Source organism: Actinomycetospora sp., assembly GCF_036497585.1.
Taxonomy (GTDB): Bacteria; Actinomycetota; Actinomycetes; order Mycobacteriales; family Pseudonocardiaceae; genus Actinomycetospora.
Map to the genome: position 1 here is coordinate 12,329 of NZ_DASXJD010000020.1, position 23,783 is coordinate 36,111.

The 23,783-nt window shown below is 75.4% G+C and carries 20 protein-coding genes; 11 read left to right on the forward strand and 9 right to left on the reverse strand.

Annotated features, from left to right (window positions below; all coding sequences use genetic code 11):
- Positions 1-19 precede the first annotated feature (19 nt).
- Complete coding sequence (locus VGH76_RS01930; RefSeq protein WP_331554914.1) at positions 20-2,881, forward strand: FAD-binding and (Fe-S)-binding domain-containing protein; 2,862 nt, start codon at positions 20-22, stop codon at positions 2,879-2,881.
- Positions 2,882-2,913: 32 nt separating this feature from the next.
- Here VGH76_RS01930 and VGH76_RS01935 read toward each other — a convergent pair whose 3' ends face one another.
- Positions 2,914-3,741, reverse strand: coding sequence for a glutaminyl-peptide cyclotransferase (locus VGH76_RS01935; protein ID WP_331554915.1), 828 nt, complete (start codon positions 3,739-3,741; stop codon positions 2,914-2,916).
- A gap of 110 nt (positions 3,742-3,851) precedes the next feature.
- Here VGH76_RS01935 and VGH76_RS01940 point away from each other — a divergent pair, with 110 nt between their 5' ends.
- On the forward strand, positions 3,852-4,745 hold the full coding sequence (locus VGH76_RS01940; protein WP_331554916.1) for a DUF3027 domain-containing protein: 894 nt from the start codon (positions 3,852-3,854) through the stop codon (positions 4,743-4,745).
- Positions 4,746-4,794: 49 nt separating this feature from the next.
- Positions 4,795-7,887 (forward strand): sacsin N-terminal ATP-binding-like domain-containing protein, encoded by a 3,093-nt coding sequence (locus VGH76_RS01945; protein ID WP_331554917.1) that lies wholly within the window; start codon positions 4,795-4,797, stop codon positions 7,885-7,887.
- 10 nt (positions 7,888-7,897) lie between these two features.
- On the opposite strand, the gene VGH76_RS01950 is transcribed toward VGH76_RS01945, so the two are convergent.
- Positions 7,898-8,167 carry a DUF2530 domain-containing protein gene (locus tag VGH76_RS01950; protein WP_331554918.1) on the reverse strand — a complete coding sequence of 90 codons (270 nt, stop codon included), beginning with the start codon at positions 8,165-8,167 and terminating at the stop codon, positions 7,898-7,900.
- 272 nt (positions 8,168-8,439) lie between these two features.
- Between VGH76_RS01950 and sfnG the strand changes: the two genes are divergently transcribed.
- Positions 8,440-9,561, forward strand: coding sequence for a dimethylsulfone monooxygenase SfnG (gene sfnG, locus VGH76_RS01955; RefSeq protein WP_331554920.1), 1,122 nt, complete (start codon positions 8,440-8,442; stop codon positions 9,559-9,561).
- A gap of 128 nt (positions 9,562-9,689) precedes the next feature.
- Here sfnG and VGH76_RS01960 read toward each other — a convergent pair whose 3' ends face one another.
- Positions 9,690-10,316 carry a hypothetical protein gene (locus VGH76_RS01960; RefSeq protein ID WP_331554921.1) on the reverse strand — a complete coding sequence of 209 codons (627 nt, stop codon included), beginning with the start codon at positions 10,314-10,316 and terminating at the stop codon, positions 9,690-9,692.
- Positions 10,313-11,731 (reverse strand): molybdopterin-dependent oxidoreductase, encoded by a 1,419-nt coding sequence (locus VGH76_RS01965; protein ID WP_331554922.1) that lies wholly within the window; start codon positions 11,729-11,731, stop codon positions 10,313-10,315. Before VGH76_RS01965 ends, VGH76_RS01960 begins: the two co-directional genes overlap by 4 nt.
- A gap of 53 nt (positions 11,732-11,784) precedes the next feature.
- Between VGH76_RS01965 and VGH76_RS01970 the strand changes: the two genes are divergently transcribed.
- The 3 genes from VGH76_RS01970 (at position 11,785) to VGH76_RS01980 (ending at position 14,093) form a co-directional block, all read left to right on the forward strand.
- Positions 11,785-12,441: a TetR/AcrR family transcriptional regulator gene (locus VGH76_RS01970; RefSeq protein WP_331554923.1), complete on the forward strand. Its 657-nt coding sequence runs from the start codon at positions 11,785-11,787 to the stop codon at positions 12,439-12,441.
- Positions 12,442-12,538: 97 nt separating this feature from the next.
- Positions 12,539-12,757 carry a dodecin gene (locus tag VGH76_RS01975; RefSeq protein ID WP_331554924.1) on the forward strand — a complete coding sequence of 73 codons (219 nt, stop codon included), beginning with the start codon at positions 12,539-12,541 and terminating at the stop codon, positions 12,755-12,757.
- 94 nt (positions 12,758-12,851) lie between these two features.
- Complete coding sequence (locus tag VGH76_RS01980) at positions 12,852-14,093, forward strand: MFS transporter (protein ID WP_331554925.1); 1,242 nt, start codon at positions 12,852-12,854, stop codon at positions 14,091-14,093.
- A 13-nt stretch (positions 14,094-14,106) separates the two neighbouring features.
- Here the strand turns inward: VGH76_RS01980 and VGH76_RS01985 are convergent, their stop codons facing one another.
- Positions 14,107-15,624: a glutamate--cysteine ligase gene (locus VGH76_RS01985; RefSeq protein WP_331554926.1), complete on the reverse strand. Its 1,518-nt coding sequence runs from the start codon at positions 15,622-15,624 to the stop codon at positions 14,107-14,109.
- Positions 15,625-15,988: 364 nt separating this feature from the next.
- A complete protein-coding gene (locus VGH76_RS01990) occupies positions 15,989-16,519 on the reverse strand; it encodes a bifunctional nuclease family protein (protein WP_331554927.1) in 531 nt (176 codons plus the stop codon).
- A gap of 247 nt (positions 16,520-16,766) precedes the next feature.
- Here VGH76_RS01990 and VGH76_RS01995 point away from each other — a divergent pair, with 247 nt between their 5' ends.
- Entirely contained in the window at positions 16,767-17,615 is an 849-nt protein-coding gene (locus tag VGH76_RS01995) for an RNA methyltransferase (RefSeq protein ID WP_331554928.1), read from the forward strand.
- Positions 17,612-18,280: a DUF2537 domain-containing protein gene (locus VGH76_RS02000; protein WP_331554929.1), complete on the forward strand. Its 669-nt coding sequence runs from the start codon at positions 17,612-17,614 to the stop codon at positions 18,278-18,280. Before VGH76_RS01995 ends, VGH76_RS02000 begins: the two co-directional genes overlap by 4 nt.
- Positions 18,281-18,468: 188 nt before the next feature.
- Here the strand turns inward: VGH76_RS02000 and sepH are convergent, their stop codons facing one another.
- Positions 18,469-19,686 (reverse strand): septation protein SepH, encoded by a 1,218-nt coding sequence (sepH, locus tag VGH76_RS02005; RefSeq protein WP_331554930.1) that lies wholly within the window; start codon positions 19,684-19,686, stop codon positions 18,469-18,471.
- Positions 19,687-19,849: 163 nt separating this feature from the next.
- Positions 19,850-20,980, reverse strand: coding sequence for a phosphoserine transaminase (gene serC, locus VGH76_RS02010; protein WP_331554931.1), 1,131 nt, complete (start codon positions 20,978-20,980; stop codon positions 19,850-19,852).
- Positions 20,981-21,185: 205 nt separating this feature from the next.
- On the opposite strand from serC, the gene pdxH reads away from it, so the two are divergent.
- Both pdxH and VGH76_RS02020 read left to right on the forward strand, forming a co-directional pair.
- The gene (gene pdxH / locus VGH76_RS02015) at positions 21,186-21,815 is read left to right on the forward strand and encodes a pyridoxamine 5'-phosphate oxidase (RefSeq protein ID WP_331554961.1); all 630 of its coding nucleotides are present in this window, start codon (positions 21,186-21,188) and stop codon (positions 21,813-21,815) included.
- Positions 21,816-21,881: 66 nt separating this feature from the next.
- Positions 21,882-23,189: an MFS transporter gene (locus VGH76_RS02020; protein WP_331554932.1), complete on the forward strand. Its 1,308-nt coding sequence runs from the start codon at positions 21,882-21,884 to the stop codon at positions 23,187-23,189.
- 107 nt (positions 23,190-23,296) lie between these two features.
- Here the strand turns inward: VGH76_RS02020 and VGH76_RS02025 are convergent, their stop codons facing one another.
- Positions 23,297-23,770: a MarR family transcriptional regulator gene (locus tag VGH76_RS02025; RefSeq protein WP_331554933.1), complete on the reverse strand. Its 474-nt coding sequence runs from the start codon at positions 23,768-23,770 to the stop codon at positions 23,297-23,299.
- Between the last annotated feature and the right edge of the window lie 13 nt (positions 23,771-23,783).

Consider the following 23,783-nt stretch of genomic DNA (forward strand, 5'->3'; position numbering starts at 1 on the left):
CGATGTCAGGCTGGAGGGCGTGACGGCCACCACGCCCCGCCCCGCCACCGATCGACCCGCGAGCAGCGGACCCGTCGTCGCGCCCCCGGACCTCGTGACGGCCCTGCGCGGAGTGGTCGCCGACCCGGACCGGGTCCGGCACCGCGCGATCGACCTGGCCGCGCACGCGAACGACGCGTCCCACTACCTGCTCCACCCGCAGGCCCTGGTCCTCCCCGCCGACGCGCGGGAGGTGGCGGACCTGCTCCGCCTGGGCGTCCGCGACCGGCTCGCGCTCACCTTCCGGTCGGGCGGCACGTCGCTCTCGGGGCAGGGCGTCACCGACGGGGTGCTCGTGGACACCCGGGCGCACTTCCGCGGGTTCGAGGTGCTCGACGACGGCGCCGCGGTGCGGGTCCAGCCCGGCCTCACCGTGGCCGACGTGAACGCCCGCCTGGCGCGGTACGGCCGCAAGATCGGCCCGGACCCGGCGTCGTCGAAGGCCTGCACCATCGGCGGCGTCGTCGCCAACAACTCCTCGGGCATGGCGTGCGGCACCGAGTTCAACACCTACGCGACGCTGCGCTCGATGACGTTCGTGCTGGCCTCGGGCACCGTCATCGACTCCGCCCATCCCGACGCCGACGACGAGCTGCGCCACCGCGAGCCCGCCCTGTACGCGGGCCTCGACCGGCTCCGCGACCGCGTCCGCGGCAACCCGCACTCGGTCGAGCGGCTGCGCCACCTGTTCTCGATGAAGAACACCATGGGCTACGGGCTCAACTCCTTCCTCGACCACACCCGGCCGATCGACCTGCTCACCCACCTGCTCGTGGGGTCGGAGGGAACGCTGGGGTTCGTCGCGGAGGCGGTGCTCGCCACGCTGCCGGTGCTGCCGCACGCCGCGACCTCGATGCTGCTGTTCGGCGACACCGCCGCCGCGACCGACGCGCTGCCCGCCCTGCTCGAGGCCGGCGCGCGGACCCTGGAGCTGCTCGACGCCCGGGCGCTGGTCGTCGCGCAGTCCGACCCACGGGCGCCCGAGTCGGTGCGCGGCGTCGACGTCGACGGGCACGCCGGGCTGCTGGTGGAATTCCAGACCGCGACCGCCGAGGAGCTCGACGCGGTGCAGGCCGACGCCGAGCCGGTGCTCGCGGGGCTGCCGCTCACCCGGGAGGCCGGGCTGACCCGGGAGCCCACGGCGCGCGCGTCGCTGTGGGCGCTGCGCTCGGGGCTCTACACCGCCGTGGCGGCCGCCCGGCCGTCAGGGACGACCGCGCTGCTCGAGGACGTCTCGGTGCCGGTCCGGACGCTGCCCTCGACCTGCGACGGGCTGACCGAGCTCTTCGACCGGCACGGCTACGAGGGCTCGGTGGTCTTCGGGCACGCGAAGGACGGCAACGTCCACTTCCTGGTCAACGAGCGCTTCGACGACAAGGCCTCGCTGGAGCGCTACCGGCGCTTCACCGACGACATGGTCGACCTGGTGCTCGGCCAGGACGGCACGCTCAAGGCCGAGCACGGCACCGGGCGGATCATGACGCCGTTCGTGCGCCGGCAGTACGGCGACGAGCTCTACGACGTGATGCGCGAGCTCAAGGCGCTCGCCGACCCCACGGGCCTGCTCAACCCCGGGATCATCCTGTCGGACCGGCCCGACGCCCACCTGCGCGACCTCAAGACGGTGCCGACGGTGGACCCCGAGGTCGACGCCTGCGTGGAGTGCGGCTACTGCGAGCCGGTGTGCCCGTCGCGGCACGTCACGACGACGCCGCGGCAGCGCATCGTGCTGCGCCGCGCGGCGGCGAAGGACCCGGCGGTGGCGGCGGCGATCGCGGACGACTACCCCTACGACGCCGTCGACACCTGCGCCGCCGACGGCATGTGCGCCACCGCGTGCCCGGTGCGGATCAACACCGGCGACCTCATGAAGCGGCTGCGCGCCGAGCGCCACGGCGCGCGGGCCCAGGCGGCCGGGAAGGCCGCCGCGCAGCACTGGGACGGGGTGTCGGGGACGGCGCGGGTGGCGCTGCGGGCGGCGGCGACGGTGCCGGGGCTCGCCGCGGCGGCGTCGGGCCTGGCCCGCCGGGTGCTCCCCGAGGACCTGGTGCCGCTGTACTCGCCGGAGGTGCCCTCCGGTGGTGACACCCGGCCGGCGGCGGTCTACCCGCCGGACCCGACCGTCGTGTTCTTCCCGACCTGCCTACACCAGGTGTTCGCGCCCGAGTCGGGTTCCGACGGTGCCGGGCACGCGTTCCTGCGGCTCTGCGCGGCCGCGGGGATCGCGGTCGCGGTGCCGGAGGGCATCGAGGGGATGTGCTGCGGCACACCCTGGGAATCGAAGGGGTTCACGGCGGGCGGGGCGGCGATGGCCCGGCGGGTGGTGGACGGGCTGTGGGGCTCGACCCAGCAGGGCCGGCTCCCCGTCGTCGTCGACGCGTCGTCGTGCACCCACGGGCTGGCGGGGCTGGACGACCTGCTGCCCGAGGACGAGCGGGTCGGGCGGCTGCGGATCGAGGACGCGGTGGCGTTCACGGTGCGCGAGATCCTGCCCGCGCTGTCGGTGACGACGAAGGCGGCGTCGCTGACGCTGCACCCGACCTGCTCGACGACCCACCTCGGGATCGGCGAGGACCTGCGCACCGTCGCGGAGGCGGTGGCCGACGAGGTCGTGGTCCCGACGGGATGGGGCTGCTGCGGCTACGCCGGGGACCGCGGCATGCTGCACCCCGAGCTGACCGACTCGGCCACCCGCGAGGAGGCCGCCGACGTCGCCGCGCGCCCCACCGAGGCCTACGCCAGCTGCAACCGGACCTGCGAGATCGGCATGACCCGCGCGACGGGGCAGAGCTACCGGCACGTGCTGGAGCTGCTGGCCGAGAGGTGCGCTCCGCGCACGTGAGTAGTTGTGGTGGCCATAGCCACCACAAGTACTCACGGGGGCGGAGCCCACCTCACGCGGTACGTCGTCGGCCAGCGCTTCCCGGTGAGCAGGAACTCGCCGGGGGTGCCCGGGACCCCGGCGATGCCGTTGAGAACCGCGTCGGTGTCGCTCGCGGTCGACGGCGGGCGCAGCCCCGACGCGTCGACCACCGCGGTGACCCGCCCGCTCGCGAGGTCGATCCCGACGACGTCGTCGGTGTGCCAGACGTTGGCCCACACCGTGCGCCCGTCACCGCAGTCGAGCTCGTTGAGCTGGTCGAGAGGCGTGCCGCCGAGGGTGACCGGGACGGTCCGACGCGCGGCGAACGTCGTCGGGTCGCGGACGACGAGGTCCGCGCCGCCGTCGCTGGTGACCACGCCCGACACGGTGTGGCACATGCCCCAGCCCTCGCGGTCGTAGGGCAGCGTGCGGCGGACCGCGAGCGTGACCGGGTCGCGCTCGTAGACCACGCCGTCCTTCCAGGTCAGCTGCCAGATCCTGTCGGGCAGGACGGTGATCCCCTCGCCGAACTGTGACGACGGCAGGTCCACCGCCCGCCGCACGGCGCCCGTCGCGGGATCGGTCGCGCGCAGCTGCGAGGCCCCGGTGAGGCCGGTGCCCTCCCAGAGCGTGCGGCCGTCGGCCGAGAGCTCGAGGCCCTCGGTGAAGGCGTTGGGGTCGTGCGGGGTGGTCGCGAGGACCTGCGCGCGCAGCCGCGTCACGCCGGGCGGGGGGTTCGCGAGCGCGCCGGCGGGGGCGGCCGGGGCCGGCGACCAGGAGCAGGCCGCGGGGAGGAGCGCGAGAAGCGCCGTCAGAAGCGCCGCCGCCCTCACCCGCACGCGAGGAGGCTCCCACGGGCGGTGCCACGACGGCCCGCTCGGCGCCGCGGGACGACCCCTGCGCGCCCGCGCCCACCGACCGCCCCCCGGCGTCCGGCACAATCGGGAGCGTGCACGACCTCGCCGAACCCACCACCGGTCCCGACCTGCAGCACGACGACGAACGCCCCGTCCCGGCGCGTCTGGCCGCCGCGGTCGACCTCGCACGCGCCGCGGCGGTCGAGGCCGCCGACGGCGAGGCGGACCAGGTCGGCGAGGCGCTCGCGGTCCACGCCGAGGACGCCGCCGGCGACGAGCCCGTCACCGCCGCCACCCACTACCTCGCCGCCGCCAAGCCCGGCTACCGCGGCTGGACGTGGGCGGTCACCGTCATGGTGGCCGACGAGGACCCGGACGCCCCCGTGACCCTCGGCGAGGTGGCGCTCCTGCCGGGCGCCGGCGCCGTCGTCGCCCCCGAGTGGATCCCCTGGAACGAGCGGGTCCGCGCGGAGGACCTCGCGCCCGGGGACCTGCTGCCCGTCGACTCCGACGACGACCGCCTCGTCCCGGCCCACGCGTCCTTCGACGACGACGTCGACCCGGCCGAGGAGCCGCAGGACCCGCAGGACGCGGAGCAGATCCGGGCGGTCGCCGACGAGCTCGGCTTCGGCCGTCCCCGCGTCATGAGCCCGGAGGGTCGCTTCGACGCGGCCGCCCGCTGGGCCGACGGCGACTTCGGTCCGGCCGCCGAGATGGCCCGCGCGGCGTCCGCCCACTGCGGCACCTGCGGGTTCTACCTCTCCCTGGCGGGCTCGCTGCGCGGCGCGTTCGGGGTGTGCGGCAACGGCAACGTCCCCGCGGACGGCCACGTGGTGCACGCCGAGTACGGGTGCGGCGGCCACTCGGAGCTGCAGATCGACACCGGCTCGGTCGTCACGGTCTCCGAGCTCGTCTACGACGACGGCGTCGACGTGGAGGCCCCGGCGGAGCCGGTCGGGGCGGCGGCGGACGCGGACGGGTCCTGACCCGCCCGACGGCGGGGCGGAACACCCGGGCGACATCGTGCCCCCCGACGTGCCGTCGCCCGACCCCTTCGGGACGGCGGCGATCCGCGCCGCCGTCCTCGACGCCTGGGCCGCCTCGCCCGCGCGCTTCCGCGAGGACGCGAACGCCGAGGAGGACCTGACCCGCGGCGGCTACCGCGACCGCTGGCTCGTCGAGCTCGCCCAGAACGCCGCCGACGCCGCAGCCCGCGCCGGCACCCCCACCACGCTCCACCTGCGGCTGGTGACGGCGTCCGACGGCGCCGCGGAGCTGCGGGTCGGGAACGCGGGCGCGCCGCTCGACGCCGAGGGCGTGGCCGCGCTCGCCTCGCTGCGGGCGTCGGCCAAGCGCGACGGCGCGACCGTGGGACGATTCGGCGTCGGGTTCGCCGCGGTCCTGGCCCTCGGCGACGCCCCGCGGCTGGTGACCCGGTTCGGGGCCGGCGCGGCCGGCGTCGCGTTCTCCCGCGCACGGACCCGGGAGACCGTGGTCGCGCTCGGCGGCCGGGTCGCCGAGGAGGCGGCGCGGCGTGACGACGAGGTGCCGGCGCTACGGCTGGTGTGGCCGGCCGACCCCGACGACCTCGCCGACCCGCTGCCCGACGACGTCGACACCGAGGTCCGTATCGCCCTCGCCCGCCCGGGCGCCGAGCTGCTGGACCGGGCGATCGCCGAGGCCCCCGACCTGCTGCTCGCCCTGCCCTGCCTGGCCGGGGTCGACACCGGCGGCGAGCAGGTGCGCCGCGAGCAGGCGCCCGGCCCGGGCGGCACCACGACCGTGACGATCCGGGGGCCCGGCGCCACCGCGACGACCTGGACGACGCTGCCCCTGGCCGGGGAGCTGCCCCCGGAGGTCCGCGACGACGACGGGCGGCCCGGGCTCGCCGTCGAGGACCGCGACCGCACGCGCTGGTCGGGGCTCTGGGCCGCTACCGCCGACCCGGCCCCCGCCGACCCGGCGGCCACGGACGTCCTGCACGCGCCGACCCCGACGGCGGAGACGACGACGCTGCCGGCGCGCCTCGTCGTCGCCGTCCCGCTGGACCCCGACCGGCGGCGCGTGCGGGCCGGAGCGGTGACCACCCACGTGCTGCGCGCCGCGGCCGCGTCCTATCCCGCCCTGGTCGCGTCCCTCCCCCCGGAGCGGCGCCTCGCGCTGGTGCCCGCCGCGGCGCTGCCCGCCTCGGAGGTGGACGCGCTGCTGCGCGACGGCGTCACCGAGGCGCTGCGGCGCGAGGCGTGGCTGCCGGGCGCCGACGGCCCCGACCTCGTGCCCGCCCGCGCCGTCGTCCTCGACAGCGGCGCCGACCCGGCCGACGCGCTGCTCACCGCGCTGGCCGGCGCGGTGCCCGACCTCGCGGCCGCCGGGGTCGGCGGCCCCCGGGACGCGCCGGCGCTGGCGGCGCTCGGCGTCACCCGGATCGGTCCGGCCGCCCTGATCGACCGGCTCGCCGGGCTGCGGCGCCCGCCGTCCTGGTGGCACGCGCTCTACGAGGCGCTGGCCGCGACGCCGTCGTTCGCGACGGCGGGCGAGGAGCTCGCCGCGCTGCCGGTGCCCCTGGCCGACGGCCGGCTGGTGCCCGGCCCGCGCGGGACCCTGCTGCCGGACCCCGAGCTGGCCGACGTCCTCGCCGGCGACCCCCTCCCGGGGCTGCGCCTGGTCGACCCGGCGGCGGTGCACCCGCTCCTCGAGGCGCTCGGGGCGCGCCGGGCCGGGGCGGGCTCGCTGCTCGAGGAGCCGGAGCTGCGCGAGGCGGTCGCCCGGTCGGTCGACGACGCCGAGGCCGGGGTCGACGTCGACGGTCTCGCGCGGCTGGTGCTGCGGCTGCTCGCCGAGGCGGGGGAGGACGGTGCGGACCCGGCGTGGGGCGGGCTCGCGCTGCCCGACGGCGTGGGCGGTTACCGGCGTGCGGACGAGCTGGTCCTGCCCGACGGGGCGCTGCGGGCGGTGCTCGGGGACGACTCGCCGGTCGGGGTGCTCGCCGGGTCGGCCGTGGCCGCTCACGGGCGCGCCGCGCTGCTCGCGGCCGGGGTGCTCGACGGGTTCGGGCTGGTCCGGGACGACGCGCCCGTCGGCCCCGATCACGACCTCGACGACGAGGAGACCTGGTGGGCCGAGGAGGTCGACCCCGGCTCGGGCTGGGGCGACGGGGGCGGCTGGGTGGACGAGCCGACGGGGCCGCCGAGCGCGATCGTCGCCGTCCGGGACCTCGACCTGGTCGCGGACGACCGGTGGGACGCCGCGTGGCCGCTGCTCGCCGCCGACCGGGCGGTGCGCTCCGCGCTCGTCGCGCTCCCCGGCGAGCCGGTGCCGTACACGGCGTGGTGGCTCGCCCGGCACGGCCGGCTCGCGGGGCACCGGCCCGGGCACTGGCGGCTGCCCGACGAGGCGCCCGGCCCACCGAAGACCGCCGACGACGACCCGGGCGTCGCGGCCGCGCTCGTCGCGCTCTACGACCCGGTGCCCGGCCCGGCCGTGCCCGACGCCGGGTTCCTCGCCGCGGTCGGGGTGCGGACCGACCTGCGGGTGGCGGACGCGCGGGAGGCGGCCGACCTCCTGGCCCGGCTCGCCGACCCCGAGCGCGCCGTGGCGCCCGCCGGCGTGCTCGCGGCCCACACCGCGCTCGCCGAGGCGGTCGACGCCCGGCGGATCGTGGTCGCCGACGTCGAACCGCCCTCGCGGGTGCGCACCGCCGCCGGCCGGGTGGTGGACGCGGACCCGGACCGCGGTGCCGTCCCCGCCGTCCTCGACCGGCCCTGGCTGCTGGCGGCGCTGGACCCCGACGGCGTGGTCCCGGTGGCCCCGGGCGGGGCGCCGGCGCTGGCCGACCTGCTCGACCTGCCCACCACAGCCGCCGGGCACCACGGCGAGGTGCGCTCGCCCGGCGTCGCCACCGCCTGGGCCGACCTGCCCGTCGCCGCGACCTGGGCGGCGGCGGTGGGGCGGGCGCTGCCGGCGGGGGAGGTCGTCGTGCACGAGCGGCTGCGGGTGGCGGTGGCCCCCGACGACCACACCGGCCGGCCGCGCGTGGTCTTCCCGGGGGTGTGGGTGGACGACGCCGGGGTGCACACCGACGATCCGGTGCGTGGCCTGCTCGCGGCCTGGGCGCTCGGCGCGCCCTGAGCCGGATCCGCTACAGCTTCTGCGCGCCCCGGGACCCGCGGGCGACCGCCCGGCGCTGCAGCGCCAGGACGCCCAGCCCGAGCGCCCCGAGCCCGACGCCGACGACGCAGGCCCAGAGCCAGGCGTCCGCCGGCCGGGCGCCGGTCAGCAGGAGGACGCCCAGCACGACGAGCGCCGCCAGCCAGAGCACCGAGCCGGCGAGGATCACCGGCACCGGGTCGGTGAGCCGGCGGGGCAGGGGCGGCGGCTGCCACCCGTCGTCGGGAACCGCGGAGGACACGGCGCGACCCTACGGCGGGGCGCCCCCGGCATCCGTCCGGACTCGCCGAAACGGGGTGTGAGCCGACCGGCTCCTCGGTTGACACGCGTGGGGCCGCCCGCAACGGTTGTGTCCGATGGGTTACGCCGAGGTACCGCTGACGCGCCGCAGGCACGTCGACTTCGGACTCGTGGCGACCCAGGCGTGTCGGTCCTGACCCACGCCCCCATGTCCTGATCCCCGCCCCGGCGTGTCGGCCGCGGGCGACCCACCCTGCCTCGAGGAGGCCCGCCGTGTCCGTCGGCACCCCGTCCGCCCCCCTGAAGTTCGCCTACTGGGTCCCCAACGTCTCCGGGGGCCTCGTCACCAGCTCGATCGAGCAGCGCACCGACTGGACCTGGGACTACAACCGCGAGACCGCGATCGCGGCCGAGAACAACGGCTTCGAGTACGCGCTCTCCCAGGTGCGCTACATGGCCAGCTACTCCGCGGAGTACCAGCACGAGTCCACGTCGCTCTCCCTGGCGATCATGCTGGCCACCGAGCGCCTCAAGGTCATGGCGGCGGTGCACCCGGGAATGTGGCACCCGGGCGTCTTCGCCAACTTCGGCGCCACCGCCGATCACCTGACGAACGGCCGCTTCGCCACGAACGTCGTCTCCGGGTGGTTCAAGGGCGAGTTCCAGGCCTTCGGCGAGCCGTGGCTCGAGCACGACGAGCGCTACCGGCGCACCGAGGAGTTCATCCGCTGCCTCACGGGCATCTGGGAGGACGACGACTTCACCTTCCTCGGCGACTTCTACCGCTTCCACGACTACTCGCTGAAGCCCAAGCCGCTGAACACCCCGGAGCGGCCGCACCCGGAGATCTTCCAGGGCGGCAACTCCACGGCGGCCCGCCGGATGGCCGGCCGAGTGTCGGACTTCTACTTCTCCAACGGCAAGGACTTCGACGGCGTCGTCGAGCAGCTGGCCGACGTCAACGCCTCGGCGGAGGAGAACGACCGGTCGGTGAAGTTCGGCCTCAACGGCTTCATGATCGTGCGGGACACCGAGTCCGAGGCCCGCGACACCCTGCGCGAGATCGTCGACAAGGCGAACGTCGAGCAGGTCGAGGGCTTCCGGCACGCCGTGCAGCAGGGCGGCGCCTCGTCCCCCGACGGCAAGGGCATGTGGGCGGAGTCCTCGTTCGAGGACCTCGTGCAGTACAACGACGGCTTCAAGACCCAGCTCATCGGGACCGCCGAGCAGGTCGCCGAGCGGCTGGTCGAGTACAAGAAGCTGGGCGTCGACCTCTCGCTGCTGTGCTTCCTGCACGTCAAGGAGGAGATCGAGCAGTTCGGCGAGAAGGTGCTGCCGATCATCCGCGAGATGGAGGCGGAGCTGCCCGAGAGGGAACTGGCAGCGCAGGCGTAGTCGCCTCCGGCCGAACACCGCCGGCGGACCGTCGCCGCCGGTGTCCAGGTAGCTCGCCCGGCCGGAATGGGTGTCGACCTCGTGGCGGAATCGTGCGAGGTCGTCGAGGACGGTCATGGCCGTCGACGCTAGGAGCGCACGCCGTCACTGCCATCCGACCGGGGTCGGGGATCGATCTCCGACCCCGGAACGACCGGCTGCGGCACCGGCTCCTCCTCCTGCTCCTCCTCCTCGGGCCCGGCGGCCGCCTGCCGCCGTCGCACGGCGACGCGTCGCGCCGCGGCGCCCAGGCGCAGGGCGTACACGACGGCACTGCCCAGGAAGAGGACCCCGGTGATGAGCAGCCAGTGCCGGTAGATACCGGCCATGTCGAGCCCCGCGGTGAACCGGAACGCATCCTCGCCGTGGCGGGTGATGGTGGGCAGGTAGATCAGGCCCAGCACCGCCGAGCCCAGGACCGGCACCCGGACGTGGTTGATCGCCGGGACGAGCGGGGGCCGGCGCGGGACGGTCCGGCGGCGCGCCCTCCGGGCGATCACCAGCGGCCGGTCGGCCAGGGCGTAGAGCGGGTAGAGGACGAGGTCGTGGGCGATCACCGCGCCGGCGAACCAGATGCCCAGGGCGAGCGCGCTGGGCCCGGGGAAGACGAAGGACACGACGTAGCCGACCAGGGCGAAGCAGCCGAGCATCGCCAGCAGGTGCAGCGGATTCTCGCCGTAGAGGTGGCGCCAGGAGCGCAGCACGGACCGCATCACGACCCCCTCGTGCGGAAGTCGATCGACGAGACCCACTTGGTGTTGTGGACCCCGGGCAGCGCCGGGACGATCACCCGCGCCGGGTAGCCGTGGTCCGGGGCGAGGTCGGCGGTCTCCTCGCCCTCGTTGCCCACCCGCAGGGCCAGCAGGGCGTCCGGGTTCCGGACCTGGTCGGCCTGGAGCGTGGCGCGGGCGAAGGCCCCGGTGGTCTCGATCGACTGCACGAAGGCGTTGTCCGGGTCGGGCACACCGGCGAGCGCGGCGAGGTCCCGCAGCCGGACCCCGCTCCAGGTCCGGGTCACCGACCACCCCTCGACGCAGGCGATCGGCAGCGTCGCGGTGTGCTGGGGCAGGCCGAGCAGCGCCTCCCGGCTCAACGAGACCCCGCTCGACCCGCCGGTCAGCCGCAGTCGCCAGCCGCCGTCGAGCGCCGCCGGGTCGATCCCGGAGCCGGCGAGCGTGCGGTTGATCTGGAAGTCGTTCGGCCCGTCGCCGTAGGACTGGCCTCGGGGGGAGAGCAGCGCGAGCGGGCGCAGGGCGTCCCAGGTCTGGCCGACGCTCAGCACCCCGACGAGCACGCTCCCTCCGCCCACCATCCCCAGCAGCCCGCGCCGCGAGAGGGTCGGCCGGTTCGGCGCGAGGGCCGCGAGCCCGTGTTCGTCCATCGGTTCGGGCTCGGTCTCGGCGGGCGAGTCGTGCAGCCAGCGTCCGAGCGCGCCGGTGCCGCCCGGGCCGGCGCGCAGCGCGTGGAGCATCGTCGGGAGCTTGATCGCGACGTGGGTGACGAACCCGGCGATGAAGACCCACGCCCCGTAGTAGTGGGCGACGTAGAAGCCGAACCCCCACGAGTAGTCGTACTGGCTGTTCATGAGCCCGGTGACGAACTCGAAGAGGACCCCCCCGACAAGGGCGAGCAGCGAGAGGCGCTCGAGCAGCTGGGCGATGCTGCGGACGGGCGGCCAGACGAAGAGCTTGGGCACCACCGACCACAGCTTCGCCAGGACGATCGGCGTCAGGACCATGCCGCCGACGACGTGCAGACCCTGGGTCAGGCGGTAGAGCCACGAGGGGCTCGACGGCCAGTCGAAGAACGGTAGGTGCAGATACCCGACGTCACCCGGGATCGCCTGGCCGAACTGCGGCCCGTACGCGGCGTAGGACATCAGGCCGGTGAGGATGACGACCGGGAGCCCGACCAGCAGCGTCGCGCCGAACACCGAGGTCAGCCAGGTCCCTCGCAAGGGGCTGCGCCACGTCCTCGGGCTCGCAGGGGGCGGGACCGGGATGCGGGCGAGCCCCCGCCACAGGGAGCGCGGGAAGGCGTACTCGGGCTCCGGGGCGACCCGGACCGCCCCGGGCGGGGCAGCGTCCCCGCCGGCGGGACGCTCCGTCTCGCCGCGATCCGTGCGATCCACGGGCGTCATCGTGGGAGCGTAACCACGAATGTACCTATCGGTACAGTCGGGGGGTGATCGCGGACGAGAGCGGCCGGGGGGGCGGGCCGCCGACGGCGCGCGGGCGTCGAACCCGTCAGCAGATGGTCGAGGCCGCGGCCGCGCTGATGCATGCCCGGGGGATCGCCGCGACGGGCGTGGGCGACGTGCTCGCCGCCACGGGCACCGGGAAGTCGCAGCTCTACCACCACTTCAGCGGCAAGCAGGGCCTCGTCCTCGCCGTCATCGACCACCAGCTCGCGCGGGTGCTCGCCGCCCAGCCCCGGCTCGCTGCCGACACCGACGGGGACGTCCGTGCCTGGGCGGACGACCTGCTCGCAGTCCACCGCGGGGGCGACGGGCCGCTGAGCTGCCCGCTCGGGGTGCTCTCCGGGCAGGTCGACGACGACCCGGTCCTGCGAGGCCACCAGGCCGCCGCCTTCGACCGCTGGCGCGAGGGGCTCGCGCACCTCGTCGCGGTCGGGCGCGCCCGCGGCACGGTCGCGGCCCCGGACGAGCCGGACGAGCTCGCCGGGGTCCTGCTGGCCGCGGTCCAGGGCGGGCTCATGCTGGCCCGGCTGGCCCGCGACGTGCGCCCGCTCGAGATCGCGCTCGACGCGGCACTGGCCCGACTCGGGGTGCACGGCGGCTCCTCTCCCGGTGCTGCGCGGGCTCCGGCCGACCCGGTGTGACCGCGGTCGTCGCGGCGCCCGTGTGGATGTCCGGGAGCCAGCGGGTACCGGTTCGACGAGGCACGCAGCTGCGTGCGCACCGGAGCGAGGAGGCCCTGTGGCGGACAACATCTACCGGAAGACCGAGATCGTCGGCACGTCCGAGACGAGCGTGGACGACGCGATCAAGGGCGCGATCAAGCGGGCCGCGGAGACGCTCCGCCAGATCGGCTGGTTCGAGGTCTCCGAGATTCGCGGCCACGTGGAGGACGGCGAGATCGGCCACTACCAGGTGACGCTGAAGGTCGGCTTCGCCCTCGAGGACACCAAGCCCTGAGCGGTGTCGGGTCACGGCGGCGGCGCGGGAGCGCTCCGCCGCCGCCGGACCCGGTCGCGGAAGGTTAGGTAAGCTCAGTTCATGTGAGGCAACGGTGACGGCCGGGACGGCGATGTTCGCGTCGCTGCGCATCCGCAACTACCGGCTCTTCGCGTCCGGGCAGGTGGTCTCGCTCGTCGGCACCTGGATGCAGCGGGTGGCCCAGGACTGGCTCGTCCTCAACCTCTCCGGCGGCAGCCCGGTCGCCCTCGGGGTGGCCGCGGCCCTGCAGTTCGGCCCGACCCTGCTGCTCTCGCTCTTCGGCGGCGCCTTCGCCGACCGCTACGACAAGCGCCACCTGCTCATCGTCGTCCAGGTCGGTATGGGCGTCTGCGCGCTCACCCTCGGCCTCCTGGACGTGACCGGCACGGCCACGCTCGCCGTGGTCTACGTGCTGTGCTTCCTCAACGGGTGCTTCTCCGCGGTCGACGCCCCGGTGCGGCAGTCGTTCGCGGGCGAGATGGTCGGCCCCGGCGGGCTCACGAACGCCGTCGCGCTGAACTCGATGACGTTCAACACCGCCCGCATCGTGGGACCCGCCGTCGCCGGCCTGATGATCGCGGCGATCGGCACCGGCTGGGTGTTCCTCGTCAACGCCGCGACCTTCGTGGCGGTCCTCCTCGGCCTCGCGCTCATGCGCCCCGCTGACATGTTCGCCTACGAGAAGCGGCCGGGCCGTGCCCTCGCCGCCGTGCTCGAAGGGCTGCGGGTGGTGCGCCACCGCCCCGACCTGATCGTGCTGCTCGTGGTCGTGTTCTTCGTGTCGACCTTCGGCATCAACTTCTTCATGACGCTGGCCATCACCGCGCGCAGCGTCTTCGGGCGCGGCGCGGAGTCCTACGGGCTGCTCACCTCCGCGCTCGCGGTGGGGTGCCTGGCCGGGACGTTCGTCGCGGCGCGCCGCGTCGGGCGCCCGCGGCTGCGGACGGTGCTGCTCGCGGGGCTGTTCTTCGGCGTCGCCGAGCTCTTCACCGGCGTCATGCCGACCTACCTGCTCACCGCGATCCTGCTCGTCCCGACGGGGCTGGGGCAGCTGGTGTTCACGACGGCCGCGAACGCGGCCGTGCAGCTCGGGGTCGGCGAGAACATGCGTGGGCGCGTCATGGGCATCTACATGCTCGTGCTGCTCGGCGGCACCCCGCTCGGCGGGCCGGTGCTGGGCTGGCTCGCCGAGGTCCTCGGCGGACGCGCGCCACTGGTGATCGGCGGCGTGGCGACGGTGGCGACCGTCGTCGTCGCCGCCGGGCTCCTCGCCTGGCAGGCGCGCCGCGCCGCGCACCCCGCCGCGGCCACCTGAGCGACCCCCGCGGTCAGGCCCCCAGGGCCGTCACGCCCGCGCTCTCCTCCATGACCGGCCACGTGTGCACCGGCAGGTTGGCGCTCATGTTGGCGACGTAGCGCTCCAGCATCCGTCGCATGGCGACCGGCCGCGGGCATCCGTCCTTCTCCAGGGCCGCCACCATCTGCGTCTGCCAGGACGCCCCGGTGCACCCGGTGCGGCAGCGTGCCTCGATGACCGCGAGGTAGCGGTCGGCGACCGAGGGCTCGACGTCCCAGGTCCGCAGACCCTCGCGGGCCAGGGGGAGGAGCCGGTCGAGCACGAGCCGGTCGACGCCGACGGTGCCCGCCCCCGGCCAGAAGAGCTCGGCGTCCAGCCCGTGCTCCGCGCCGGCGACGAAGTTGCCGTGCGCCGCGTCGAAGGTCATCGAGCGCCACGGCGGGTGCTCGGAGGCCACCAGCGCCCGCACCAGCCCGTAGAAGAACAGCGCGTTGGCCACGGCGTCGACGGCGCTCGGGCCGGCGGGCAGCACCCGGTTCTCCAGGCGCAGGTGCGCGACGCCGTCGGCGACGTCGTAGACCGGCCGGTTCCACCGCCAGACCGTGCCGGAGTGCAGCCGCAGCTCGTGCAGCTGCGGGGCCTGCCCGGCGTCGAGCACGCCGAGGGGGTCCTCGTCGTCGACCATCGGCAGCAGGGCCGGGAAGTAGCGGACGTTCTCCTCGAACAGGTCGGTCACCGACGATGCCCAGCGGTCGCCGAACCACACCCGCGGGCGGACGCCCTGGTTGCGCAGCTCGACCGGGCGCACGTCGACCGCCTGCTCGAACAGCGGCACCCGGGTCTCGGCCCAGAGCCGGTGCCCGAGCAGGAACGGGGAGTTCGCCGCGAGCGCGACCTGCACCCCGGCGATGGCCTGCGCGGCGTTCCAGTAGGCCGGGAACGTCTCGGGGGTGAGCTGGAGGTGCAGCTGCAGCGAGGTGCAGGCGGCCTCGGGCGCGATCGAGTCGACGTCGAGGACGAGGCGCTCGGCGGGACCGCCGGGCGGGGCCGCGATGTCGAGCCGGAACGGTTCGCCGCGCGTGTCGACCATCTGGCGGTTGAGCAGGTCGTAGCGCGGGTCGTCGGTGAGCTTGTCGGAGTCGAGGTGCTCGGCGCCGAGGGTGGGCAGGATGCCGATCGTCACCGGGGTGGCCCCGACGACGGCGGCGGAGCGGCGCGCGCAGGCGATCGAGGAGACGACGTCCTCCTCGAGGCGGCACGCGGCCGTGCCGGGCAGCGTGCGGGGCGGCAGGTTGATCTCGAGGTTCCAGCGGCCGAGCTCGGTGGTGAGCAGGTCCGAGGCGGACCGGTCGAGCACGGCGTGGTTGAGCATCGCCGGCTCCATGGCCTCGTCCACCAGCGCGAGCTCGAGCTCCACCCCGATCCGCAGCTCGTCGGCGGCGAAGCGGCCCTCGGCGACCATCCGCCGCAGCGCCTCCAGGCAGCGCCGGACCTCGGTGCGGTAGGTCTCGCGGGCGGACAGATCGGTACGGGCGACGACCCGGCCCATCAGAGCCGGTTCCCGCCCCCCGGGCGTCCAGGGGGGCGTGGTGGGCTGCCGACGAGGACGGCGCGGCCACCGGGTGCGTCGGAGGGATCGTCCCGTACGTGCGCCGAGCTGGTCGGTACGGCGGTCGGCCCCATCAGTGCCTGGCTCCCTCTCTCGGCCCGCACCTGACGGCGGAACGCCGTAGTGCGGGGACGCGTTCGCTTCCCCCGACGACCCGGTTCACGGTGACACAGCCGTGTGTCACACACCAGGGGCGGCGACCGTTCGCCTCGTCATAGCGTCCGTTCAGCGGAACAAGTCGATCATGGCCAACCGTTGGGCGCACATGCAGACGCAGTGGTCGCACGCAGGCGTCGTCGGCACCTCAGGCGCCGCGCCCGAAGTCCTCCGGCGAGATGTTGTCGAGGAAGGCCCGGAACCGGTCGACCTCCTCCTCGTCGGGCACGCTCGAGGAGGACTCCTCGCCCGACTCGTCGTCGTCGACCAGGACGCCGGCCTCGGCGAGCACCGCCTCGGTCGCGTGGATGGGCACGTCGACGTGCAGCGCGATCGCGATCGAGTCGCTCGGGCGCGCCGACACCCGCAGCCCCCGGTCGAACACCAGGTCGGCGTAGAACGTGCCGCCCCGCACCTCGGTGATCTCGATCCGCTCGAGGGTGCGCCCGAGCGCGGAGACGACGTCCGCGATGAGCACGTGGGTCAGCGGGCGCTCCGGGAGCCGGCCCTGCTGCTCCAGGGCGATGGCCTCCGCCTCGGCCAGTCCGATCCAGATCTGCAGGCAGCGCTTGCCCTGGGTCTCCTGCAGGAGCACCACGGGGTGTCGGTTCGTCTCCGTCGCCGGTTGCGTCGCCGCGTCGTCGACGGCCAGAACGCCGACCACCCGCATCTCGCTCACGTCTTCGCCTCCCGTGCCCCGCGGCCGACCCGACCGTCCGGTCGGGCTCCGCCTGGTACGTCTCCATCCTGGCAGCCGGTGCCCGTGACGTCAGGGCCCGACGCCGCCGGGTCCCCGATCACCCCGGGCACCACGCCGCGCCGGCGGCGTCCGTCCGCAGGGCATGCCCCCCGCGTCGCCCCGGCACACCCGACGTCGTCGACGGGGCGTCCGGTGTCACCGGTGGGCCGGGATCGTGTCTGGAACGATGCGGAGCGTGGTGCGGATCGTGGAGCTGTCCGGGCCGGCGGACGCCGACGACGCCGCAGGAGGTGGCGACGCACGACCCGACCGGGCTCGCCTGGACGACTTCCGCGACCTCTCCCGCGCCGACCGCCGCCCGGACCGTCCGGGCGGGCGCGGCCTGGTCCTCGCCGAGGGCACCGTCGTCGTGCGGCGCCTCCTGGACTCCCCGTACCCGCCGCGGGCCCTGCTGGGCGTCCCGCGCCGCATCGGCGAGCTCGAGGGCGAGCTCGCCGACCTCGACGTCCCCGCCTTCGTCACCGACGCCGACACCATGGCCTCGGTCGTCGGGTTCCACCTCAACCGCGGGGTCCTCGCGAGCGCCGACCGCGCCCCGGCCCCCGACCTGGACACCCTCCTCGCCCACGCCCACCGGGTCGCGGTGCTGGAGGGGGTGAACGACCACGAGAACCTCGGCGCCCTCTTCCGCAACGCCGCCGCGCTGGGCGTCGCCGCCGTCCTGCTGGCCCCGGGCTGCGCCGACCCGCTCTACCGGCGCAGCGTGCGTGTGTCGATGGGCCACGTGCTGCGGGTGCCGTTCACCGCCGGCGGGTGGCCGGAGCTGGTGGCGGCGCTGCGGCGGGCCGGGTTCGTGCTGGCCGCCCTCACGCCCTCGGGGGACGCCACGCCGGGCGCCCTGGCGGACACCGAGCGCCTGGCGCTGCTGCTCGGGGCCGAGGGACCCGGCCTGTCCGACGAGGCCCTCGGGCTCGCCGACCACCGGGTACGCATCCCGATGGCCCCCGGCGTCGACTCGCTGAACGTCGCGACCGCTGCCGCGGTCGCCTTCCACGCCGTCGGCGGGGTGTCGTGACGGTCCTCGAGGTCGCGGCACGGCGGGGCCGGGCGCTGGTCGGCGGCCACCCGGTGGGGCAGGGCGACGAGACACCGGTCGGGTGGGGCGCGTACGCCCCGGGCGCCGACCTGCCCGCCGCGCTGGTCGAGCTGCTCGGCGAGTGGGCCCGGGCCGCGGAGGCCGTCGAGCGCTCGGGGGCCGGTCCCCGCACGGGCGAGGCGGTCCGGGTGAGCCGGACCGGCCGGCAGCTCGCGGCGCGGGTCTCGGTGCTGCTACGGCAGTCGGTGGACTACTGCGATCCGGTCACCGGCGTCCGCATCCCGCTGCGGGCCATCAGCACGGTGAGCCGGGTGCCGGAGGTGTCCCTGCCGCGGCGCGGGCGGGGGCGGGTCTCCCCCGTCTTCAGCGAGCCCACGCCGTGGGCCTCGGGGCTCACCGTCGCCGCGCTCGTGGCCGGCCTCGTGCTGCTGCTCAACCTCACGCTGGCGGTCCCGATGGTGGCGGGTCTGGGCCTGGTGGGCCTGCTCATCGACCTCGTGGTCGCCGCCGGGCTCGTGCCCGCCCTGTGGTTGAACCGCCACGTGCCGACGTGGCGGTGGGTGGTGTGGGGCGCCTTCGCGGGGATGGGGGTGGCGCTGCTGCCGCTGCTGGTCGTGGCCGTGCGGGGTGTCCCCGCTGGGTAGCGCCGGCTCGTTCCCTTCCGTCGCCGATGGCAGCAACGGCACGATGCTAGCGTCGGATGCGAGGACGGCGCCGTTCACTCAGCCGCACGGGTGGGCGCCGATGGCAGCAACGGCACGATGCTGGCGTCAGATGCGAGGCCGGCGCCGTTCACTCAGTCGCACGGGTCGGCGCCGAGCAGTCCGGGCGATCAGGTCCGCGGCGAGCGGACCCCGAGCAGGACGTCCTCCCAGGAGGGGACGATCGGGTGGTTGCGGCCCCGTCCTCGTCCGCGGCCGCGCTCCGGGTCGTCCCCGCCGCCGTCGTCGCGGCCCGGGTCGGTGCGCGAGGACTCGGGACGGGCCTCGGGCCGGGGTGTGTCCGGGCGGGCCTGGTCGGGGCGGGGGCCCTCGCCGCGGTGCCGCGACGCGGTGGCCCGCCCGTTCTCCCGCGCCCGCCGCTCCGGGGCCCGGGACTCGGTCCGGCGGGAGTCGGCCGGGCGCTTCTCGGCCGGGCGCTTCTCCGCGGCCGGCGTGGCCTGGTCCGTGCCGCGCTGGTCGGTGCCGCGCTGGTCGGTGCCGCGCTGGTCGGCGGGCGGCTGCTCGGGGGTCCGCGGGTCGGGGACGCCGCGCGAGCCGCGTCCGCTCCGGGCCGTCCCGGAACCGGACGCTCGCGTCCCGCTCCCGGACCGGGGCCGCGTCGTGCCACCGCCGACGACCAGGGCTCCCTGCCCGAGCTCCTCGTCCTCCTCGTCGTGGGCCCCCCGCGCCGCCGCGGCGTCGTCGTCCTGCTCGGACTGCGGTGCCGTCCGCGCGGCCGAACCGTCGGCCCGGCGGGGGCCGGGCGCCGGCGCGAGGCCCAGCAGGTCCCGGGCCGGCTCGTCGCGCGGCACGACGGCGCCGCCCGCCGCGCCGGGGGTGAAGGTCCAGTGCGCGAGGTGGTCGGAGTGACCTGTCCGCCAGGCCAGCGACACGATCCAGCCGCCGTCCTCGCCCTTCCAGGCGTCCCAGGATCCGTCGCCGAGGTCCTGGCCGCGGCCGGCGAAGGTCACCGTCAGGATCTCGAGGAGCGTCCGCGAGCCGGGGGTGCCGTCCTCACCGAGGGGGTGCCCCCGCCCCGCCATCTCGGCCACGCGGGAGCGCTCGAGCAGCACCGGGTAGGCGAAGCGCTCGACGTGGGCCGTCGGGACCCCCGCCCCGGCGGCCACCTCGGCGACCGACTCCCCGGCGCGGACCCGCGCCTGGATGTCGCGCGGGCGCAGCGGGCTCGTCGTCTCGATCTCCATCTGGCCCAGCCGGCGGACGTCGCCGCGCGCCGCGGCCCGCAGCCGCTCGTCGGAGGGCACGACGAAGCGCTCGTGCCGGATCGGATCCTCGAGGACCACGGTCGCCGGGTCCTCGCCCAGGCCCACCACCCGGAGCTCTCGCATGGTCGGCCTCCCCGTAGCCCGCGCCGCTCGACGGCGCGGCCCTGCCCGGCGCGCCGCCTCGCACACCGACGCTAGGCGAGCACCCACCGCGTCCGAGGGAGGCGCGCCGGGAGGTGGCCGACCCCACGTGAGCGGTCACCCGGCCGTGAGGTGGGCGGCCTGCCTACGAGAGCGCGCCCACCACGTGGTCGATGCACTCGGTGAGCTTCGTGACGTCGTCGGGGTCGACCGCAGGGAACATCCCGACGCGCAGCTGGTTGCGGCCGAGCTTGCGGTAGGGCTCGGTGTCGACGACGCCGTGGGCGCGCAGGACCTTCGCGACGGCGGCGGCGTCCACGTCGTCGGAGAAGTCGACCGTGCCGACGACCTGGGAGCGGTGCGCGGGCTCGGCGACGAACGGCGTGGTGTACGGCGTCTTCTCCGCCCAGGCGTAGAGCCGGTCGGAGGAGTCCTTGGTCCGGGCCGTCGTCCAGGACAGCCCACCCTGGGCGTTCATCCACTCGACCTGGTCGGCGAGCATGATCAGCGTCGCGACGGCGGGCGTGTTGTAGGTCTGGTCCTTGCGGGAGTTGTCGACCGCGGTCGGCAGCGAGAGGAATTCGGGGATCCACCTGTCGGTGCCGGCGATCTCGTCCACGCGGGCGAGCGCCGCGGGCGACATGATCGCGATCCAGAGCCCGCCGTCGGAGGCGAAGCACTTCTGCGGCGCGAAGTAGTAGACGTCGCTCTGCGAGACGTCGACGGGCAGGCCCCCGGCGCCCGACGTCGCGTCGATCGCCACGAGCTTCCCGTCGCTGCCGGAGGGACGGGCCACCGGCACCGCGACCCCGGTGGAGGTCTCGTTGTGGGCCCAGCCGATGAGGTCGACGGAGTCGTCGGAGCGCGGCTCGGGGGCCGTGCCCGGGTCGGAGGAGACGACGACCGGGTCGGCGAGGAACGGTGCGCCCTTGGCCACCCCGGCGAACTTCGAGGAGAACTCGCCGTAGGTCAGGTGCAGCGAGCGCTCGCGGATGAGGCCGACCGCGGCGGCGTCCCAGAACGCGGTGGACCCGCCGTTGCCCAGGACGACCTCGTAGCCCTCGGGCAGCGAGAAGAGCTCGGACAGGCCCGCCCGGACCCGCCCGACCAGGGACTTGACCGGCTTCTGGCGGTGCGAGGTGCCCATGACGTCGGCCGCGTCGGCCACCGCGCGCAGCTGCTCGGGGCGGACCTTGGAGGGGCCGCAGCCGAAGCGTCCGTCGGCGGGCAGCAGGTCGGCCGGGATCGTCACTGATTCAGCGCTGGTCGTGGTCACGCCCGCCATCCTCCCAAGGCACCCGCCGCCCTGCTGTCGCCCACGTCACCATTCCGCGCTCAGCTCGTGTCGTGGGTCACGGGGTGTCCGATTCCCGCCCGCGGTACCTACGGTGGCCGGACGCGGCCGATCCGGCGCCGAACACCGAGGGGGACCACGGGTGCAAACGACGACGATCCCGGGCGGTCACGCCGACCTGGCGGGCATGCGGGTCGACTACCGCGCCGGCGAGCTCGACGTCGGCGACCTCGCCCCCACCTGGCACGAGCAGCTCGTGCGGTGGCTGGAGCACGCCCGCGAGGCCGGGCTGCCGGAGCCGAACGCGATGGTCCTCGCGACCTCCGACGACGAGTACAGGGTGACCACCCGCACCGTCCTCGCCAAGGACGTCGACGAGCGCGGCGTCACCTTCTTCACCAACTACACCTCCGAGAAGTCCCACCAGCTGCGCCAGACCCGGCAGGCCTCACTGACCTTCCCCTGGTACGCGCTGCAGCGGCAGGCCACGGGCATCGGCCCCGTCGAGCTGCTGGGGTCCGAGGAGACCGCCGAGTACTGGCGGACCCGGCCGCGCACCTCCCAGCTCGGGGCCTGGGCCTCCCCGCAGTCCGCGACCGTGCGCGACCGCACCGCGCTCGAGGACCTCTACGCCACGACCGAGGCCCGGTTCGCCGACCAGGAGGAGATTCCGGCGCCGCCGCACTGGGGCGGCTGGCGGGTCCGCCCGACCCACGTCGAGTTCTGGCAGGGCCGCACATCGCGGCTGCACGACCGGTTGCGGTTCCGGTTCGACGACCGCTCCGGCGGGTGGGTGGTCGAGCGGCTCGCCCCCTGACCGCCGGACCCCGACGAGGCCAGGCTCACCCGGAGGTCACGGCCGGGTCGTGCCTACGATCCTTGGGTGAGCGAACGACCACGACGACGAGGCCTGCTCGCCGACACCACCCCGCTGCGCATCGCGCCGTTCCGGCGGCTGTGGACGGCCGGGGTGGTGACCGTGGTGGGCGCTCAGCTCACGGTCGTCGCGGTGCCCTTCCAGCTCTACGAACTCACCGGCTCGTCGTCGTGGGTGGGCCTGACCGGCCTGTTCGGGCTGGTCCCGCTGATCGTGTTCGGGCTCTGGGGCGGGGCGATCGCCGACGTGGTCGACCGCCGGATGCTGCTCGTCGTCTCGGGCGTCGGCATCGCGGTCACCTCGGCGCTGCTCGGGATCACGGCGGTGACCCACATCGGGGGACCGTGGTCGGTCCTGGTGATCTTCGCGGTGCAGACCGCCTGCCTCGCGGTCAACCAGCCCACCCGTTCCGCGGTCCTGCCGCGCATCCTGCCGCTGGACCAGCTGCCCGCGGCGAACACGCTGTGGTTCACCGTCCAGCAGCTCGGCGCGTTCGCCGGGCCGCTGGTGGGCGGGGTGGCGCTGGCGTTCGTCGACGTGGGGGCCCTCTACTTCGTCGACACGATCTGCCTCTTCGCCTCGATCTGGGCGGCGTACCGGCTGCCGCGGCTCCCGGTCGGCGACGAGGCCGAGGGCGGGTTCCGTGGCGTGGCCCGGGCGATCCGGTCGAGCGCAGGGCTCCGGTCGGTGGTCGACGGCTTCCGCTACGCCGCGATGTCCAAGGTGCTGCTCGTCAGCTTCCTCGCCGACGTCGTGGCGATGGGCTTCGGGATGCCGCGGGCGGTGTTCCCGCAGGCGGCAGTGGAGACCTACGGCGGCGGCCCGGCCTACGGCCTGCTCTCGGCGTCGATCGCGGGCGGCGCGGCACTGGGCGGCCTGCTCTCGGGGAGATTGCACGGCATCGCCCGCCAGGGGGTCGCGGTGACGATCGCGGTGTGCCTCTGGGGGGTCGGCGTCGCGCTGTCCGGGCTGACGTCGATCCTGTGGCTGGCCGTCCTGCTCCTGGCCGCGGCCGGCGCGGCGGACCTCGTCAGCTCGGTGTTCCGCTCGACGATGCTGCAGACGGTCGCCACGGACGAGATGCGGGGCCGGATGCAGGGCGTGTTCGTGGTGGTCGTCGCGGGCGGCCCCCGGGTGGCCGACCTCTGGCACGGCTGGGCCGCGGACGCGATCGGGACGGGACCGACCACGACGATCGGGGGCCTCGCCGTCGTCGTCGGGATGATCGCCGTCGTGCTCGCCTTCCCGGCGTTCTGGCGCTACCGCGCACCGGTGGCCGGCCAGGGCGCCGACGCCCCGGTGGGTCAGTCCTGAGCCTGGTTCCGAGCGAAGGGCACGTTCAGTCGATTAGATCGGCGAATGGCGCCCTTGGTCGGAACGCTGGTCAGCGTCAGTGTTGAGCGAAGGGCACCCTCGGTCGACTAGATCGGTGGAGGGCGCCCCTCACCGGAAGCCGGGGCAGGCTCGGTGGGCCCGGACTCGGCGAGCAGCAGCCGCAGCAGGCGCTCCAGCTCGGTCCGGTCGGCGTCGTCGAGGGCGGCGAAGAGCCGGTCGGCCTCGCTCGCCCGGGCGGCCCGCAGCGCCCCGGCCAGCTCGCGCCCGGCGTCCGTGACGACGACGAGGGTGGCGCGGCGGTCGTCGGGATCGGTCCGGCGCAGGACGAGTCCGCGCTCCTCCAGCGCGTCCACCACCTCGGTGGCCGAGCGCGGCGCGATCCCGAGGTGGCCCGCGAGCGTGCCCGGCCGCACCGGGCCGTGGCGCACCAGCGTGCCGAGCGCGCGCAGTTGGGAGGGGGTGACCTCCCACGGCGCGAGCGACTCCCGCGAGGCGTGGCGCAGCCGCCGGGCGACGGCCCAGAACAGGTCGCTCACCGAGGCCGGCTCGTCCTGCTCCACGGGAACAGCCTAG